This window comes from Anaerohalosphaeraceae bacterium, from assembly GCA_035378985.1.
Taxonomy (GTDB): Bacteria; Planctomycetota; Phycisphaerae; order Sedimentisphaerales; family Anaerohalosphaeraceae; genus JAHDQI01.
This window is the reverse complement of record DAOSUR010000001.1, coordinates 446,843-462,195: the sequence shown is the minus strand read 5'-3', so window position 1 is coordinate 462,195 and position 15,353 is coordinate 446,843. Positions and strand designations below refer to the sequence as shown.

At 55.4% G+C, this 15,353-nt stretch carries 14 protein-coding genes; 2 read left to right on the top strand and 12 right to left on the bottom strand.

The window, feature by feature from the left end:
• On the top strand, nucleotides 1-510 hold the full coding sequence (locus PKY88_02040; GenBank protein ID HOQ03982.1) for a prepilin-type N-terminal cleavage/methylation domain-containing protein: 510 nt from the start codon (nucleotides 1-3) through the stop codon (nucleotides 508-510).
• Between the two features lie 72 nt (nucleotides 511-582).
• Here PKY88_02040 and PKY88_02035 read toward each other — a convergent pair whose 3' ends face one another.
• Nucleotides 583-2,646 (bottom strand): right-handed parallel beta-helix repeat-containing protein, encoded by a 2,064-nt coding sequence (locus PKY88_02035; GenBank protein HOQ03981.1) that lies wholly within the window; start codon nucleotides 2,644-2,646, stop codon nucleotides 583-585.
• 404 nt (nucleotides 2,647-3,050) lie between these two features.
• On the opposite strand from PKY88_02035, the gene PKY88_02030 reads away from it, so the two are divergent.
• Entirely contained in the window at nucleotides 3,051-4,412 is a 1,362-nt protein-coding gene (locus PKY88_02030) for a PFL family protein (protein ID HOQ03980.1), read from the top strand.
• A gap of 49 nt (nucleotides 4,413-4,461) precedes the next feature.
• Here the strand turns inward: PKY88_02030 and PKY88_02025 are convergent, their stop codons facing one another.
• The 11 genes from PKY88_02025 to PKY88_01975 form a co-directional block, all read right to left on the bottom strand.
• The gene (locus PKY88_02025; GenBank protein HOQ03979.1) at nucleotides 4,462-4,989 is read right to left on the bottom strand and encodes a shikimate kinase; all 528 of its coding nucleotides are present in this window, start codon (nucleotides 4,987-4,989) and stop codon (nucleotides 4,462-4,464) included.
• Complete coding sequence (locus tag PKY88_02020; GenBank protein HOQ03978.1) at nucleotides 4,971-5,750, bottom strand: PHP domain-containing protein; 780 nt, start codon at nucleotides 5,748-5,750, stop codon at nucleotides 4,971-4,973. The genes PKY88_02025 and PKY88_02020 overlap by 19 nt, the downstream gene beginning before the upstream one ends.
• A 165-nt stretch (nucleotides 5,751-5,915) precedes the next feature.
• Nucleotides 5,916-7,484, bottom strand: a complete 1,569-nt coding sequence (locus PKY88_02015; protein ID HOQ03977.1) for an alpha-N-arabinofuranosidase — start codon at nucleotides 7,482-7,484, stop codon at nucleotides 5,916-5,918.
• A gap of 52 nt (nucleotides 7,485-7,536) precedes the next feature.
• Entirely contained in the window at nucleotides 7,537-8,082 is a 546-nt protein-coding gene (locus PKY88_02010; GenBank protein ID HOQ03976.1) for a YSC84-related protein, read from the bottom strand.
• 28 nt (nucleotides 8,083-8,110) lie between these two features.
• On the bottom strand, nucleotides 8,111-8,596 hold the full coding sequence (locus PKY88_02005) for a ribonuclease H-like domain-containing protein (protein ID HOQ03975.1): 486 nt from the start codon (nucleotides 8,594-8,596) through the stop codon (nucleotides 8,111-8,113).
• Nucleotides 8,597-8,632: 36 nt separating this feature from the next.
• Complete coding sequence (locus PKY88_02000; GenBank protein ID HOQ03974.1) at nucleotides 8,633-10,009, bottom strand: transcription antitermination factor NusB; 1,377 nt, start codon at nucleotides 10,007-10,009, stop codon at nucleotides 8,633-8,635.
• Nucleotides 10,006-10,980, bottom strand: coding sequence for a methionyl-tRNA formyltransferase (gene fmt / locus PKY88_01995; GenBank protein HOQ03973.1), 975 nt, complete (start codon nucleotides 10,978-10,980; stop codon nucleotides 10,006-10,008). The genes PKY88_02000 and fmt overlap by 4 nt, the downstream gene beginning before the upstream one ends.
• 94 nt (nucleotides 10,981-11,074) lie before the next feature.
• Nucleotides 11,075-11,413 (bottom strand): L-rhamnose mutarotase, encoded by a 339-nt coding sequence (gene rhaM / locus PKY88_01990; GenBank protein HOQ03972.1) that lies wholly within the window; start codon nucleotides 11,411-11,413, stop codon nucleotides 11,075-11,077.
• Nucleotides 11,414-11,425: 12 nt separating this feature from the next.
• Complete coding sequence (locus tag PKY88_01985) at nucleotides 11,426-12,682, bottom strand: alkaline phosphatase (protein ID HOQ03971.1); 1,257 nt, start codon at nucleotides 12,680-12,682, stop codon at nucleotides 11,426-11,428.
• Between the two features lie 7 nt (nucleotides 12,683-12,689).
• Nucleotides 12,690-13,580: a thymidylate synthase gene (locus PKY88_01980; GenBank protein HOQ03970.1), complete on the bottom strand. Its 891-nt coding sequence runs from the start codon at nucleotides 13,578-13,580 to the stop codon at nucleotides 12,690-12,692.
• Nucleotides 13,581-13,597: 17 nt separating this feature from the next.
• Nucleotides 13,598-15,175 (bottom strand): hypothetical protein, encoded by a 1,578-nt coding sequence (locus tag PKY88_01975; GenBank protein HOQ03969.1) that lies wholly within the window; start codon nucleotides 15,173-15,175, stop codon nucleotides 13,598-13,600.
• Between the last annotated feature and the right edge of the window lie 178 nt (nucleotides 15,176-15,353).

Genomic DNA, 15,353 nt, shown 5'->3' with positions numbered 1-15,353 from the left:
ATGAAAACGCTCCGTTTCGTTCCAAACGGCTTTACGATGATAGAGGTCCTGATTTCGATGACCATCCTGGCCGTTCTGATGGCGGCCGTTGCGGTGGCGTTCGATGCCTCCATGAAAAACTACAAGGATAACGAAGGGCTGGCCAAACAGATGAATATCGCCCGTGCAGCTCTTCTGCGGATGACAAACGACATCCGTACGGCCCGCGGAATTGTCGCCGATGCGGACAATACACAGTGCAGCATCGACAAAGACGGCGACGGTGAAGCGGATATCACCTATCGGTTTGATGGAAACCAAAAGGTCTTGTATCTGGATGTTTACTCCGCCGGCTCGACGAGTTCCTATGTCCTTTGCAAAAATATTGCAGGGATGACCTTTACACGGGCTATGGTTCCCGGCCAGCCCACCCTCGTCCGCAATGTCCGAATTACAATGACAATTACCGATGACGCGGGCCAGATGGCCAAGAAACTGGTCGCTGCCGCCGTCGTCCGAAGAAACCTGTAAATTCCCCAATAACGGATACCGAAGATTCCTTTTCCAAACGCAAACCTTCTCCTGATGAAGGCGGTTTGCGGGTCAGTTTTCTCTGTTTCTTGCCCATTTCTTGTATTTTTCGAAGGTTTCGAAATTCTGCCAGATTTTTTTGTCCCATTGGTCGCCGATATCCAGAAAATAATCTCTCGCATCTTCTTTGTCGCCGGCGGCACAGGCCATAAAACACAGACGGTTTAAGGTTGGAATGTCCAAACAATCCGGAAATTGCTTTTCGAAATCTTTCTTTCCCTCCTGAATTCGCTTGTAGTCGAAACCGGATGTTTGAAATTGTTCAATACTTTTTTCGTAACGAACCATTTGGTTGGCCAGCAGAAAATAAAGGGACTGTCCAAGTTTGTCTTTTGTAAGCTCGGCTGCCTGTGCGGCCAGTTTTTCATACTGTCCGGGGGTTCCATACCATCGGGGAAGATAGGCAAAACCCCGAACTAAATAAAGAGAGAAGTAGGTAGGTTCCGCTTCGACCCCCTTTTGGAAGGAGGTCTCAATTTCGTCAATTTTTCCCAGTCCCATAGCGACCTCAATCCAGAGCGAATAAAGTGCGGGATTGGTTTTGTCGATTGTCTCTGCTTCCGTTAAGAGCTCTCTCGCTTTCAGCAGTCTTTCGTGAAAAGGCCCCCATGCCTCCGGTGCAACGGTCTTTGAATAACCGGAACCTCGAATCTGCCACCCCTGGGAAATATAAGAGGCGGCCAGGGCAATCCGAGCGGCGGCGGAATTCGGGTAGCGGGTAAGCCATTTTTCACAGAGTCGAATGTTGTCTTCAAAGGGCTGATCACCATAACCGATTTGAAAGGCGCTGTAAAAGGCTTCCAGCTGCCATGTACCGTTGCTGAATCGGCGTTTTTCCTCCTGAATCCGGGATGCCGTCCTTTCCAGTACATCAAAATCTTCATAACACAGAAGCATCTGAATTTCCTGAGGGCAGAATTCACCGTTTTCATCCAGACTGTTTCGACTCAATTGTATGGTTTCACTGTAAATTCCGCACTTGCCGTTTTTTGTACAGGTATTGCTCTCCACAGAGGGGGCACAGTCGGAAGTCAAACTGATGCCGTGCCGTTGATTGTCCAAACAGAAGTTTGCCTGAATCAGTCCTGTAACACCGCCTTGCAGAAAAATGCCGTTTTCTTTGTTTCGACTGCATCGGTTGTTCAGGAGACTGATATGAACCTGGCCGTAGATTTCAATGCCTGAATAGCCGTTTTCAAAACAGGAATTTTCCTGAGCCGTGAGCGAACTGTTAGATTTGTGCCAAATGCCGTCACAGGCATTTCGGCTGCAGATATTGCCGAACAGCTCAACGGAAGCATTCTCTTCAACGGCGATGCCGCAGACTCCGTTTTCAAGACATTGATTGCCGGTCAGAATACCGTCGGCATACCCCTTTAGAGATATGCCGTGTGTGCCGTTTTTTCGACAGATGGTGTTTTTGACTTCAACATTTCCGTTGCCCAGAACAAGAATTCCGGCGGTTTTATTGTTAGAAACAAGACAGTCTGTGATTTGTACATGATTCAGGTGAACATTGTCATTGAGAATTCGAATGCCGTCGGAAGCACTGCCGGAAATCTGCAGGTGACGGACGGCGGCCCCGCTGTTTCGAATCAGCAGAACAGGCCATCGGCCTTGAATTTCATTCGAAAAAACGGGGAGATGACTGAGAGTCAGATTGGACACCTCGACTGTTTTGCAGTTTTCAATTTTCAGGATGGGATTGTATAGCGGCCCTTGAAGGACAACGCGGTTTGGATCTTCCCCGCGAAGGATAATTCCTTCTCGGAGGGTCAACTGGACCGGGTAAGTTCCGCTTTTGAGAAGAATTGTATCTCCGGGTTTAGCGGAATCGAGGACCGATTGAATTTGCCCCGAGGTTCGATTATCTACCTCTATGACCTTTCCGGAAGGAACAACAGGTTCGAGCTTTGTAATAATCCGCTGGATTTTGCCCGGCTGCAAAGCGATGGGTTTGAAATCTTCTTTTGGGATGTTCTTTTCTTCGGAGATGCCCTTCCATCGAAAAACAAAGAGAATGCCCGCAAGGCAAAAAAGAAAAATTGCCAGGCAGAGTTTTGTCTTTTGACTCATAAATTCAAACCTCCTTTCCTTCTGCTTTGCCGTCTGAAATTGATACAAGTCTTTCTGAAAAAGCAGCCGGCTTCTTGGCTGTTCCGCCCGGCGACGCTGTGGACCAAGCCGGGGTTACCCTCTGGTTCACATCTTCTCAAAGCAGCCGTTTAAGCCATTCTGTTTGTAGATATTGTACCGAGGCGGTACCGTCTGACAAGCCGTTTTTGCCATTTCCGCTCTCCGAAAGTTTGCTGGTCTTTATTCTCCAATCTGTGTAGTGTAAAAATCTGTGGAATCTGTGGTTAAAAGACTGCCTTTTTGCTTTTCGACTTTTTTTTGCACATTGTCCGCCGAATTGGTACAGTACTTCCACGTCAAACACGGACCGCCTCGGGCGGAATCTTAAACAATGAGGACCGGCTATGTCGATTACTGTGGAAGAAATCTTTGAAACCGTCAATATGACGCTCCGGCAGAACTTTGACATCCGCACACTCACGCTGGGCATCAATCTCAAAGACTGTATGGACCGCGACCTGGACCATTTCTGCGGTCGAGCCGGCCAGCGTATTGAGCAGATGGGCAAGGGTCTCAACGCTGCTGCCGACAAAATGCAGGCCAAGTACGGCATCCCTATTATCAACCGCCGCATTGCCGTCACACCCGTTTCGATCCTTCTGGAGCCGCTGCCCAAAACCAAAACCGTTGCCGTGGCTGTCGCCCGGATGCTCGACCGCTCCGCCGCCGCCGGCGATATCGACTTCATCGGCGGCTTCGGTGCCCACGTGCAGAAAGGCCTTACCGCCTCTGCCGAGAATCTGATGCAGGCCCTGCCCGTTGCTCTTTCTCAGACGCATCGGGTCTGCTCCTACTTTAACATGGGCTCTACCCGCGCCGGGTTGAACATGACCGCCGTCGAACGCTTCGGCCATATCCTCAAAGAGCTGGCCTTCCGCAGCAAAAACGGCATCGGCTGCGCCAAGGTAGCCGTCTTTGCCAACGTGCCCGATGACAACCCCTTTATGGCCGGCGCCCACCACGGGGCGGGCGAGCCGGATTTTGCCCTCAATGTCGGCATCAGCGGCCCGGGCGTTGTCAAAGCCGTCGTCGAGCAGAATCCGGACTGTGATTTAACGGAACTGTCCGAAGTCATCAAACGCACCGTCTTTAAGATTACCCGTGCCGGCGAGCTCATCGGGCGTGAAGTTGCCCAGATGCTCGGGGTTGAATTCGGCATTGTGGATATTTCGCTGGCCGCCACTCCGCGGGCCGGGGATTCCGTGGCGGAAATCATCGAGGCCATGGGCGTAAGCCGAATGGGCCGTCCCGGTACCACCGCCGCTCTGGCTTTGCTGATTGATGCTGTCAAGAAAGGCGGCTCGATGGCCTCCGGGCACGTCGGCGGCCTTTCCGGTACCTTCATTCCCGTCAGCGAGGATGCCGGAATGATTCGGGCCGTGCGGCAGGGGGCTTTGACGCTCGAGAAACTGGAGGCCCTCACCAGCGTCTGCTCCGTCGGGATGGATATGTTCGCCGTCCCCGGCAGCACGCCGCCCGATGTCCTCAGTGCCCTGATTGCCGACGAATTGTCTATCGGCATTATCAACAACAAAACCACCAGTGTGCGGGTCATCCCCGTCCCGGGCAAGAAGCCGGGCCAGATGGTTCATTTCGGGGGATTGCTGGGCTCTGCACCTGTTATGCCTGTCAGCCGGCGCGCCTCGAGGGCCTTTGTTCTCCGCCGCGGACGGATGCCCGCCCCCATCCACTCGCTCCGCAATTAGCTGCGCAGAAACTTTTCAGGAAAAGGATTTCGTCAGAAAAGGCGAGGCGTCAGCCGACCGGCCGGATATCAAAAAAGCACGAAAGATGCTGCAGGATTCGCTGCAGGGCCTGTTCGTGAGTCAGCCCCGTCAGCGGAATGGTCAGGTCGGCGTGTTTTTCATATAAAGGCGTCCGCTTTTCGTAGAGCGTCTGCAGCGTCTGGCCCGGTTCGATGACAACCCCTCGAGCCGACATATCTGCCAGCCGCTTCTGAAGCGTTTCCAGCGGCACCTGCAGGTATAGGGCATACCCGTTCTGCTTCAGATGCTTCATTGCCGATTCATAGTAAACCGCACTGCCGCCGGTGGCGATGACTGTATGATGAACATCCAGTTGGGTGAGGTATTCCTCCTCCAGTTTGCAGAAACCCTCCAGCCCCCGTTGGGCAATCAGTTCCCGAAGCGTCTTGCCTTGACGGCTCTGAAGGGCAACATCCGTATCCAGAAAGTCCCTTCGCAGGGCCTTGGCCAGAAGGACCCCCAGGGTGCTCTTGCCCGCTCCGGGCATTCCAATGAGAATCAGATTGGATTTTTCCATCGCTTCGCCGCCGGAAGGTCCTCCGGCTTCGACAACGCATCACTCGGCAGATGCCGCAAAATCTCTTTTGTGTAGATACAGGTCCCGATTGACTCCGGTTCATGGGAGTCCGAGCCGTAAATCAGTCGAACCCCGGCTTCCAGGGCTATCCGGTACAGGCGAATCCAGAACCAAAGTCCGTTATGAGCCAGCCGGGAGCCGGTCAGCTCATTGATTTCCCAGGCAATCTCGTTCCGGGCCGATAGGGCCGCCGCTTTCTTAAAAACCTCCAGGGCTCGTTCCGCATAGACATCCAGATGCATGCAGGAGGCCAGCAGACGTCCCGGGTGTGCCAAGGTATCAATTGCCGGATTCGAGACGATGCCCAGCAGGGTTTTTTCCCAGACTCTCAGGAACGTTTCTTCATCCAGTCCCCGCTGTTCAGGTTTCCAAGGGTAGTGGCCTTTGGTAGGAACATAATGAAAGCCGGCAATTACATAATCCAGACCTGAGAAGTCCTCAACCATCAGCCGGCCGTCATCCCGCTGTCCGTCCACGTCGATTTCGGCTCCGATGATGACTTGGCAGCGGGGGCGGAACTGTTCAACCAGACGGCGAATCTGTTCCACAGGGGCCTTTTTGTCCGGGTGAGTCGTATGGTCTGTAATGGCAATCATTCTCAATCCCGCCTCATCCGCCCGTCGGCAGATGGCTTCAATCGTCATCGTCGGGGCGTGCCCGCAATATTCCGTATGAATGTGAAAATCGTAGTCAATTTTCATTTCTTTTTCCGTGGTTTCAACACCCATTTTCTGCGGACATAGTTAACCATATTTTTCGAAAAATGAGAATAAGAAATTGCCGCAAAGATTTGTTTTGCCTATGACGATGAAGGAATAAAAAAACCGCCGGTTTTTCAGGCCGGCGGTTTTTTTGCGGCAGGTTTCTTATTGGACGATTTTCAGCACACTCACGGAGCGGGCAGGAAGAGATACGGAGATTTTGCCGTTCTTGACCTGAATGCCGTCCAGCGGGGCGGGTTTGACGGTGTTCGGCTTTTCGAAGGTGTTATGGGCCTGCATTGTCTCGGCCGTCAGAACCCGGCCGGTGACCGAGCCGATTTTGAACCCTTCGACATTGCAGTTCAGCTCGGCCGGTTTGTTCGGATTCAGGTTGCAGATGGAGACGTACACAGCACCGTCCCTTCCTTTGGAGGCGGATACGTGGAGGGCCGGAAGTTTTTGATTGTTGAAATCGTAATTCTCACAGGCCAGCTCTGTCGGCAGCAGCTGTCCGCCTTGATGGACCTTGTACATTTCAAAGACATGGTAGGTCGGCGTCAGGACCATCTTGTTGCCTTCCGTCAAAATCATCGCCTGCAGAACGTTGACGGTTTGGGCGATGTTGGCCATTCGAACACGGTCACAATGGCGGTTGAAGATATTCAAAAAGATGCCCGCCGAGAGGGCGTCGCGCAGGGTATTCTGCTGGTAAAGAAAACCGGGATTGGTGCCGGGCTCGGCATCCCACCACGTGCCCCACTCATCCACGAACAGGGCCACACGCTTCCGCGGGTCGTATTTGTCCATAATCTCCTTGACGTTGCGTATCACCTCGTCCACCTCGAGGGTATTTTTCATCAGGGCAAACCACTCTTTTTCATCAAACTGCGTGGCGCTGCCTTTTTCGTTATGTCCCCAGGTTCCCGTGCCGCGGACATAGTAATGCTGAGCCAGGGCGTCCATATGGCGGTGGCAGTTTTTCATCACGACTTCCGTCCAGTTGTAGTCGATGCCGCCCGGGCCGCAGGCGATTTTAACAATCTGATTGCCGGAGTAGTTGCGGACGTATGTTGCATACCGTTTGAACAGGTCGCTGTAGTATTCCGGTGTCATATTGCCGCCGCAGCCCCAGTTTTCATTGCCGATGCCGAAGTATTTGACCTTCCAGGGTTTTTCGCGGCCGTTGGCCCGCCGCAGATTGGCCATCTCGCTGTCGCCGTCAAAGGTCATGTATTCCACCCAGTCCTGCATTTCTTCGACGGTGCCCGAACCGACATTGCCCGCGACATAAGCCTGGCAGCCCAGCAGTTCGCACAAGTCCAGAAATTCGTGGGTGCCGAAGGCGTTGGTTTCCGTGACCATGCCCCAGTGGGTGTTGACCATTTTCGGGCGTTTGTCCCGCGGACCAATGCCTTCTTTCCAATGGTACTCGTCGGCAAAGCATCCGCCCGGCCAGCGCAGGACGGGAATATTCAGTGCCTTCAGGGCCTCCAGCACATCCGTGCGGATGCCGCGAATGTTGGGAATCGGCGAATCCTCTCCGACCCAGATGCCGTCGTAGATGCATCGGCCCAGATGCTCGGAAAAGTGCCCGTAGATTTCTGGTGCGATTGTATCTTTGGGCTGGTCGGCTCGAATGGTCAGCTGGGCCGGCCAGGCCGCCGCCGACAGCAGCCCGACCATCAGAAGAATCCCCGGTTTTCCTATCCTGCTGTGTGTCTTGCTTTCCTTCATTTTTGTCCCTTTCTCAAATTGTTTTCCAGTTGACGATGCCGTTTTAATCGACCTATTTCATCACACCTTCGACAAACTTAAACTTCTGTCCCCCGACGGAGGCGTCCACCATCAGGCCGCGGTCGGCCATAATGAAGACCGCCATTCCGTCTTTGTAGTCCGACTTGGCGGCCGCACCGACTGTTACAGCGGTAGCGGTGGCCTGTGCCGAAAAGGCAAACTCGCCCGAGCGGAAGCGGTCCAGGTCCTGTTTCTGGCGGAAGAAGACGATTTCGCGGAAGAATTCTCCTCCGAATGAAAAGCCCAGCGTGGCCTGCGACAGACTGGCATAACCGATTTTGCGTCCGCGTTCAAAGACCTCGCCGCGCCCGTAGGCCCCGCCGACCCAGAATGCTCCTTTGGTTACACGCGGAAACACCGCATATCCGTAGGCATTGTCAAAAAAGGACTGGATGCTCGGGTCGGCGGATTTGAACAACGCAATTGCCTCCCGTACCTCCGCGCTGAGAACATCCCGTGTTTCTTTCTTTTCCGGGACGGTAGTGCATCCTGCCGAAAGGGTCAGCAGGATAACTGTCGAGAAGAGATACCGTTTCATAAAAGAACTCCTTTCTTTTTCCTTCTTTTTAAGGAACGTTTAGCCGGATCCGCAAAGCGTGCAGATTTACGACATCTTCCTGATTGTAGTCGAGCAGGGTCTGCAGGGCCTCGGTATCGCCGTTTTCCACATAGTCCCGCCATAACTGCACTGCCATCCAGCCGTTGATGTCTTTGAGCCGGCGGCGGATATCCAGTTTTTGCTCGACTCGTTTCAGTCCGCCTTTGAGTTCCTGCTGCCAGCAGGAAAACATCAGGTCGCAGTGAACAAAGGATTTTTCCAGATGGATGCCCAGGCGTTTGCGCAGAAACGGCAGGTCAAACCGGTGCCCGTTGTAGGTGTAAATGGTCTTCACGCCCTCCAGGGCGGCTCGTATGGACCGCTCCTCAATCCCCGGACTGACCAGCTGGACGACTTCGAGCATCGGCCCCCGTTCCAGCGCCAGCCCGACGACCGTAATCTCCGCATTTTTAGGGCTCAGCCCCGTTGTTTCAATGTCCAGATAGCAACGCATAGGAAATCGCTTCTTTTCACCGAAAGACCGAAGAGTCTATGTTTTCCGCAAAAAAGCAGCGTACCCGCCGTCGTGTCCAAAATCTTTTTCCGAGCCGCAGGATGGCAGGGTCAATTCTTCCTGCTCCAGCGTAAACGACGGATGACGCGTCAGAAAGTCCTGAACGACCTGCTGATTTTCCTCCGGCAGAATGGAACAGGTTGAGTACACCAGCGTTCCGTGTTTGCGGACAAACCCGGCGGCCTGTTCGAGCAGGTCTTTCTGGGTTTGAACCATCTCAGGGATGGACTCGGGCTTGAGCCGCCATCGCACCTCCACACGTCGGGCCATCACCCCCGTATTGGAACAGGGCACATCCAGCAGGACGGCCGAGACCTTGTTTTTGGCTCCTAATGCCTCCTTGATTTGTTCAGGCGGGACACATTGCACACAGCTGATTTCCAGCCGCCGACAGTTCTCTTCGACCTTTTGGAGCCGTCGGCTGTCGGCATCCACCGCCAGAATCCGTCCCTGATTCTTCATTTTCATCGCCAGCTGAATGGTTTTTCCGCCGGGGGCTGCGCAAAAATCCAGCACAACCGCCCCCGGTTGGACCGGCAGCATCGAGGCCGCCCTGGCTGCCGTCGGGTCCTGGATGAAGAAATACCCTTTTTGAAATGTCCATAAGTCCGGCAGATACCGATGCGTATGAATGCGCAGCATCGTCTGTTCGGCGTTCAGTTCGGCGTGGACGGCCTCCGATTTGAGCAGTTCCGCCAGACGCGGGGCGGTGGTTTTCAGCAGATTCGGCTGCAGGATGATAGCGGGAATCCGGTTGGAAGCGGCACAAATGGCCGGCAGATTGTCCGCCCCATAGGCCGCCAGCCATCGTTCCGCCAGCCATTTTGGAATCGAAAAGGCGGTGCTGTAGTACTCAAGGGTTTGGCTGTCCGGGTCCGGCAGAAGCGGTTCTTTCAGCAGACATCCCGTGCCGGCCTTGGCGGAAATCCACCGACGCAGGTCGCTGCCTTCCCGGGGACAGCGGCGGTTTTCAATCAGCCGCTGCACGCGCCGAAGGACCGCATTGATGAAACCGCGCCGCCGGGCCTGTTTGCCCGCCAGCGAGGCCGTTTCGTTCACAATGGCATACTCGGCCGTATCCGGACAGAAGAGCAGCTCAAACGCCCCCAGCCGCAGCAGCGTCATCAGGTCTTTTTCCACAAAAGACGGCTTCAGCTCTGCCGCCGCCGTCAGCACCGTATCCAGCAGCGTCCGGTTCCTCAGGACCCCCAGCACTAAATCCGTCACCTGGCCCCGTGATTCGGCATCCGGCAGAGTTTGGTCAAGCAACTCAGAGGCGGTGTGCTGTCCCTCTTCCCAGCTGAGCAGAATCTCTGCCGCCAAACCGCGATTCGAGGATCCAAAAGATTTCATTCGAGAACTCCCTTCAGAACTTTTTCCAGCGGCAGGAATAAATCTCCCGGCTGGCAGGCCCGTCCGTTGACAAAAGCGCTGAACGGCATCAAATCGGAACCGGCCGGCTTAATCCACTCGATCCGCACGGCGTCCTGTCCGCACCAGACATCCAGATTGTCATTGAGCATTCCGCAGGGCTGATAGGTGGAATTGCTGGCCGGAACCGCCCGGGCTTTCTGGATAATCACCCGCCAGGAGCGGCCGGTCTTGCCGGAAACATAGACCGCCTGCGCACCCGGCCAGGGCCACAGGGCCCGGATTTGATTGACGACCGCCGACGCCGGTCGGCTCCAGTCGATAAACCCGTGCTCTTTCTTCAGTTTCGGGGCATACGTGACAGCGGATTCATCCTGCGGGATCAGCACAACCCGTCCGGCCTCGATGTTGTCCAGCGTTTGCATCAGCACCGGCACTGCCAGGGCGGCCAGGCGGTCGTGAAGAGTCTGGGCATTGTCCTCCGGTTCAATCGCCAGAGAGGCCTGCGCCAGGATGTCGCCGGCATCCATCCGGTCGGCCAGCGTGATGATGCTGATGCCGGTTTCCGTTTCGCCGTTCATCAGGGCCCAGTGAATCGGGGCGGCCCCGCGGTATTTCGGAAGCAGCGAAGCGTGAACGTTGATGGCCCCATACGGAAAGAGGTTGATGACCGGCCGGCTGATTTTCTGACCGAAGGCGATGACCAAAAGCAGCTCGCCCTTGCAGGCGGCGACCTTCTCGGCCCATTCCGGATGGTTGATGTTCTCGCTTTCCCGGCAGTCCAGTCCTTTCTGTTCACACCAGAGCCGGACCGGTGTCGGCCTGGGCTGGCGATGACGTCCTGCCGGACGGGCCGGCTGCGTGAAAATCCCTGCCAGGGTATGCCGGCTTTGCAGGACGGCCTCCAGACACGGAAGCCCGAACTCCGATGAGCCGAAAAATACAATTCGCATTCAAACAGACCCTCAGTATGGCCGTTGCGGTTCGAGAAAACAGATTCTGACCGGCCATTATAGAGCCCGCCGGTCGGATGCACAAGTGCCGCCTTTATTTCGTCCGTCTTTCGGCGGGCGATTCGATGTGAAAGACCTCCCGAAGAGGCTGCTGGACGGGGCTGTTGTCCGGATTTGACGGCATAATCTCCTTCATATAGGCCCACCATTTCTGACAGATTTCCGTTTTGGCGACCTCATTCCACCGCTGTTCGTCTTCAATTTCCGCATAACCGAACAGCTGGTTCGTCTGCGGGTCCAGAAAGATGGAATAGGTCTTTACGCCGTGCTCCAAAAGGGTCTGTTCCAGCTGGGGCCAGATGGGATTATGACGCTTTTCGTATTCGGCTTCCTGTCCGGGATACACCTGCATCACAAACGCCTTGCGTATCATCCGTACCCTCCTTTAGTTCAGTCGGGCTGTTTCCAAAGCGGCGTGTGCCGCAGCGGATTGTTTCTGGCGGGGTTTTGGAAAATCGGAAATGCCCAGAAGCCGGGCGATTCGACGCGGGATGTCCGTGTTGTCCAGCACGCCGGTAAAGTGTTCGGCCCCGGGCCCAAAGGCCAGCAGAATTACCGGCCCGTTGCTGTGGTTTTTGGACGACCATTCGGTTTTCATCCAATTGGGTTTCAGCCCGCCTCCGTAAAGGGTCAATCCGCCGGTTTCGTGGTCGGCAGTCACCAGAACGAGCGTTTGTTTGTCGGCGGCGGCAAACTCGAGCGTCTCACGCACCGCCGTATCAAACAGCAGCGTCTGGCGGACGGCGGCCTTGGCATCATTTGAATGGCAGCACCAGTCAATCTGGCTGCCTTCCATCAAAAGAAAGAACGGCTTTTGCGGGGAACTGCCTGACAGAATCCGCAGCGCCGCCCGCGTCATCTCCGCCAGGGTCGGTTCCGGCGGCAGGGTGGTCATGGCATCCCAAGCAAAAAAACCCAGCACGCGTCCGGAGGGGGCTGTCTCCATCTGTTCTCTCGTGGAAACAATGCGCCAGCCCGCTGCTTCGGCTTCCGCCAGCAGATTTCGCCCGTCGGTTCGACTCCCTTGCGGCTGCGGCAGCCAGTATTTGCGTCCTCCGCCCAGCAGGACATCCGCACGGCTTTCGAGCAGCTGAACGGCGATTTGGGCCTCCAGGTCGCGGTCGTGAATATGGGCCGCCAGTCCGGCCGGCGTGGCGTGGGTAATCGTGGATGTGGCCACCGCCCCGATGCGGTAGCCGTTCTGCTGGAGCCGCTCGGCAATCGACATCCAGTCTGCCCCTTTGGAATCCTGTCCGATTCGGTCGTTACGGGTCTTGATGCCGTACATCAGGGCCGTAATGCCCGCCGCTGAATCCGTTACCTCTCCGCGGATATTATGCGTGCACACCAGAGCTGTATAAGGCATTCGTTCCATCCACAGCCGCCCGTCTGCTCCGACCGCCGCCTGACGGGCCAGGGCAATCTGGTTGATGCCCATCCCATCCCCAATGCACAGAATGATGTTTTTCGGACGCTCCCCGACGGGATTGGAAAGCGTTTCTTTGCTTGTCGGCGGCTGATAAAAGGAAATATCTGTTTCCGCCGGTGCGAGATAGTGCCAGACGGTGGAACAGCCGGCAAAGGACAGTAAGAAAACCAAAAGAGTCAAAACAAAAAAGCGGATTCGAGGGTTCAACAGCATTGCGGAGTTATCCTTTCGCACGTGCATACCAATCGGGGTCTTGAGCCAGTTTAGCGCGGGCTTCTTCAGTCATCAAGGCAAAGGCCGGATAGGTGGATTCCCACGCCCGCAGCGTAAAGGGCGTACTGCGCATCTTTTCCACCTCGATGCCTGCATCCTTCAGATAAGAGCCGTAAATATGGAGGGAATCGCTGATGTCAACATAGCGGCCGACGCGGACCGGCTTGCCCAGTTTGACGGCCAGACGCTCGGCGATTGTCCGCTGAAGGTCCGTCAGGGCGTAGGCATTCATAAACCAGGCCTTGTATAAATCCCGGCTTCGCCAGTGCGTATTCATATTCAGCACAAAGCCGCCTTGTCCGTCTTCTGTCAGACGGCACCAGATGCGCTGCAGGCAGGGCGGGTCTTGTGTTTTCGGGTCCGCCGTAGGCATCCAGGTAATCGCCTGGGCCCGTCGGGTATAGTGACAGGCCGCCAGGGCCTCAACCATCGAGTCGATTTGATTAACGGGGGCAAAGGGCTTTGGACTGGTGGGATTTCGGAGATCTTCCGTCGGACAGTAGGCAAACAGCCGCTGATGATAGGTGTAGGTCCATTTGCCCGCCGCCGGGTCAATCCAGTGATCGTGAATGCCGTCCACCACCTCCTGCCGATACGCCTCCAGTTCCTCCGGCCCGCCGGGAAAGTTTTTGTGAATCCGCGGTTCCCGGAAGGGGTCGCTTACGGTAATCATCACGGTGGCATCCTTGCTGGGCGGGTCGCCCGGGCGGTCATACTGGGTCGGAATCGTCAGCCCGTAATCCCACACCGCCAGCACCGCCTTCTCCCACGCCTCCGGCAGACAATCCGCCGCAACCGTCAGGACAGGCAAATTCCCGTCTGAAGAACAAGATGGCATCGAAAATCTCCTTTAGGTTAAAGCCCCAGTTCCTCTTTGGTCAGGCCGAGGGATTCCCGCTGGTCTTCCGGGATTTTGGTTCGCAGCAGCTCGCGGGCGGCTTCCGCATTTTTTGAGTTCGGGCAGTTTCGGATAATCTGTCGGCATAAATCAACACCTTTTCGATAGGAAATGAACCGTTTGCCGGCAGCCTGCAAAAAAAAATCCTGTGCTGCCGCCAGCTCGTTGGCCCCGCACACTTCGTTGTATTCATCGTTTTCGGTTGGGCCTCGAACAGCGGCCGGTGCCTCAGCCGTCCGCGAATTGGGGTCCGCCGGAACAGGGACCGGGCGGTTCGGGTCCGCCGGTCTGATACCCGGCCCAAATTCTTCTCCCGATGCCGCAGGGGTCTGCTGGACCGGTTTCGTGAAGGCAAAACCCGTCAGGTTTTGCAGGAGCATCGGAAGCATAAATCCTTCTGCTGAGCCGGCAAATCGGAACTGGCCGTTTTTGTCAACAATCGCTGTAAACGGCGTTTTGGCATCCATCACCAAATCCGGCGTATTGGCGGCAGCATACAGAATCGGCAGCGGATGCGGATTCTCGTTCAGATACCGCTGCACGGCGGGTTTTTGGTCGGGTTTGTTGGTAATTACGCTCAGGAAAAGAATGTCTTTTTTGCCGGCTTTGACGGTTTGTTCCTTTAGGATTTCAATGGCCTCCAGCTGGGCGGCAAAAGTTGATCTGGTCTGGCCGTCCGGGGACACGGCCGTCTCTTCGCCCGCACCGGCCGCCGGGGTTTGCCGAGCCGGTGTGTAAAGCAGCGGCTGGTTGGTTTCCTCCGGCTTTTTCTCTACCAAGTTTTCCGCCGGAACCTCCCAAACGAAAAGACATAGGACCGCTTCGCTTGGCTGCTGATATTGGAAAGGTTTTCCATCCAGAAAGGCCCCGTAAAACGGCTTCAGAGTTTTCCCAATCAGGTCATTTCTCAAAGATTCAGGGTTAAAGTCCAGCTTTCCCGTCGTTCCGTAGAGGGATTGGCCGGCTGCCGGCTCCGGCACCATTTCGCCTCCGGGGGTTCCTGCGCCCATCGGATTTCGTTGCATGGTTGGTCGAGGCGGGCGCGGCTGAATCGGTCTCTTCGAGAGCAGCAGCGAGAAGAACTGCTGGGAAATCCAGGCATCCCGGTTGGCGGCATCCGTCCGGCAGGCCCGTGCGCTGGATGTAAGGGCTGATTCCACAGCCCCCGTGCAGTACTCTACCCAGCCCTGCAGGAGCATATAACGGGCCTTGGCAGGGTCCTCAAACATCATCATATGCCGGCGGCTGTCTTCGAGCAGGACGGAAGCCGATTTTACGTAAATTTCACCGGGATTTTGGTATTCATTGATTTGGGTAAAAAAGTCATCCAATGCCTTTTCCAGCAATCCGGAGGCCTCCTGGGCCTGCTGCAGAAGTGCCTGCCGACGAGGGTCTTCTGTTTGTACCGCTCCTCCCATCTGTTCGTGGCTCCGAGGTCTGCGGGCCGCTGCGCCAAACACATCCGCCTTCGGCAGAAAAACCGGAAAGACAAAGAAGAGAATCAAGAATTGTCTATAAAACATTTCTTTTTTCATCAAAATCTCCTACCCGTACTGTGAGTTCTGGATTCCCACCCGTTTCGGATACTTATTTTATCGCGGCATTGCCGAAAAAGAAACCTTTTTTTGAAGGGGAAAAGGCCTTCCCGCCGGCTGCAGGAAATGCCGTTTGCTTTTTGCGTATTCTAAAGGTAGGATAAACGGCATCTTAGAA

Excerpts from the sequence above, each read along its gene's own strand:
- PKY88_02000 (HOQ03974.1), bottom strand. The coding sequence starts at position 10,009 with ATGAAATCTTTTGGATCCTCGAATCGCGGTTTGGCGGCAGAGATTCTG.
- PKY88_01980 (HOQ03970.1), bottom strand. The coding sequence starts at position 13,580 with ATGCCATCTTGTTCTTCAGACGGGAATTTGCCTGTCCTGACGGTTGCG.
- PKY88_02010 (HOQ03976.1), bottom strand. The coding sequence starts at position 8,082 with ATGAAACGGTATCTCTTCTCGACAGTTATCCTGCTGACCCTTTCGGCA.
- PKY88_02020 (HOQ03978.1), bottom strand. The coding sequence starts at position 5,750 with ATGAAAATTGACTACGATTTTCACATTCATACGGAATATTGCGGGCAC.
- PKY88_02005 (HOQ03975.1), bottom strand. The coding sequence starts at position 8,596 with ATGCGTTGCTATCTGGACATTGAAACAACGGGGCTGAGCCCTAAAAAT.
- PKY88_02030 (HOQ03980.1), top strand. The coding sequence starts at position 3,051 with ATGTCGATTACTGTGGAAGAAATCTTTGAAACCGTCAATATGACGCTC.
- PKY88_02025 (HOQ03979.1), bottom strand. The coding sequence starts at position 4,989 with ATGGAAAAATCCAATCTGATTCTCATTGGAATGCCCGGAGCGGGCAAG.
- fmt (HOQ03973.1), bottom strand. The coding sequence starts at position 10,980 with ATGCGAATTGTATTTTTCGGCTCATCGGAGTTCGGGCTTCCGTGTCTG.
- PKY88_02040 (HOQ03982.1), top strand. The coding sequence starts at position 1 with ATGAAAACGCTCCGTTTCGTTCCAAACGGCTTTACGATGATAGAGGTC.
- PKY88_02015 (HOQ03977.1), bottom strand. The coding sequence starts at position 7,484 with ATGAAGGAAAGCAAGACACACAGCAGGATAGGAAAACCGGGGATTCTT.
- PKY88_01985 (HOQ03971.1), bottom strand. The coding sequence starts at position 12,682 with ATGCTGTTGAACCCTCGAATCCGCTTTTTTGTTTTGACTCTTTTGGTT.
- PKY88_01975 (HOQ03969.1), bottom strand. The coding sequence starts at position 15,175 with ATGAAAAAAGAAATGTTTTATAGACAATTCTTGATTCTCTTCTTTGTC.
- rhaM (HOQ03972.1), bottom strand. The coding sequence starts at position 11,413 with ATGATACGCAAGGCGTTTGTGATGCAGGTGTATCCCGGACAGGAAGCC.
- PKY88_02035 (HOQ03981.1), bottom strand. The coding sequence starts at position 2,646 with ATGAGTCAAAAGACAAAACTCTGCCTGGCAATTTTTCTTTTTTGCCTT.